Annotated in this window: 1 pseudogene; it reads left to right on the forward strand. The window is 45.1% G+C overall.

Annotation, left to right across the window (positions count from 1 at the left end):
* Positions 1 to 176: 176 nt before the first annotated feature.
* Positions 177 to 1,640 (forward strand): annotated as a pseudogene (locus RH85_RS23405) (IS3 family transposase); the annotation flags it as partial.

Genomic DNA, 1,640 nt, shown 5'->3' on the forward strand with positions numbered 1-1,640 from the left:
CTGACTGGTTTTAATAACGAAAAAAGGCTTGGTAAGCACCAAGCCTTCTCTGTTTTAGTCATACTAGAAGTAGTATGTCGAGCCGATGTTGAATGATGCTGTGTTAGCAAAACCCCCCTCTGGCAGGATAGTTGTCACTGTTAAAATTTAACCAGTTTGGGCGATAAAGAGTAGTTGTGTCTCGTTTCTCACAAGAAAGAAAAGAAGCTATATTGAAGAAGCTGTTACCTCCATATTCGATGTCAGTTAAAGAAGTATCGGAAGAGGAAGGAATTAGCACTGCGACCCTGTATCATTGGCGGCAGCAACTCAGAGATTCAGGAGCCGCCGTGCCAAATAGCAACACTTCATCAGAGCAGTGGTCTGCTCAAACTAAACTCGCCATTGTCGCTGAAACCTATTCAATGACTGAAAATGAACTAAGCCAATATTGTCGAGAGAAGGGCTTGTACCCTGAGCAAGTGCAGACTTGGCGGAGTGAGTTTGTTCAAGGAATAATGTCGAACAAAGAGAGTGAAGCCCAAGCAAAAAAACAGGCTAAAGCTGACAAACTTGAAATCAAAGAGTTGAAGAAAGATTTACGACTCAAAGAAAAAGCGCTCGCTGAAACGGCCGCCCTCTTGGTACTAAGAAAAAAGCTGAGAGCCTTTTACGGGGAAGAGTTAGAGGACGACTAACCCCAACCGATGAAAGGCAGAGCATAGTGACTCTTATCCTTGAAGCGATTCAATGCGGATGCCGTTTAGAGCCAGCTTGCCATGAAGTTCAGATTGACTTGAGAACATATCGTCGTTGGAATCCGCAAGGTGAAGTTCAAGCTGATAAAAGGCCGACATGCATCAGACCAGAGCCTGCTAATAAGCTATCTCAACAAGAGCGTGATGCGATTATCGAGGTGTGTAACCGCTCTGAGTTCGCAAGCTTACCTCCGACTCAAATAGTCCCGACACTGCTTGATAGAGGTGAGTATATAGCCTCTGAATCGAGTTACTATCGGATACTGAGTGCAGAGGGTCAACTCCAGAAACGAGGTCGTCAACGTAGCCGCCAAAAACAGAGTAAACCGACAAGTTATACAGCAACAGGCCCTAACCAGGTGTACACATGGGATATTACATACTTACCGTCGGTCAGCACTATTACCTGTATGTCATTGAGGATATCTACAGTCGAAAAATCGTGGGTTATGATGTGTATGAGCGAGAATGTGGTGAGTTAGCATCCTTGTTATTGCAACGAACGCTGATGCGAGAGCAGTGCTTTAATCAGCCGCTTGTGCTTCATTCTGACAATGGTGCGCCAATGAAGTCACTGACGTTCAAAGCGAAGATGGATGAGTTAGGAATAACCTCATCATACTCACGCCCAAGAGTGAGTGATGATAACCCGTATGTAGAATCGCTGTTCCGTACAGTGAAGTACATGCCGAGCTGGCCAACAAAGGGGTTTAACGATCTCGATGCAAGTCGTTGTTGGGTTGAAAGCTTCGTGCGTTGGTACAATACAGAGCACAAACATAGCAAGCTAAATTATGTGACACCGAGTCAGCGTCATAATGGTAAGGACAGAGAGCTCTTAGCGTATCGTTCGGAAGTATTGCATGCAGCGAAACGTCTAAATCCAGAGCGTTGGTCTAAAGA

The organism is Vibrio ichthyoenteri ATCC 700023, assembly GCF_000222605.1.
GTDB lineage: Bacteria > Pseudomonadota > Gammaproteobacteria > Enterobacterales > Vibrionaceae > Vibrio > Vibrio ichthyoenteri.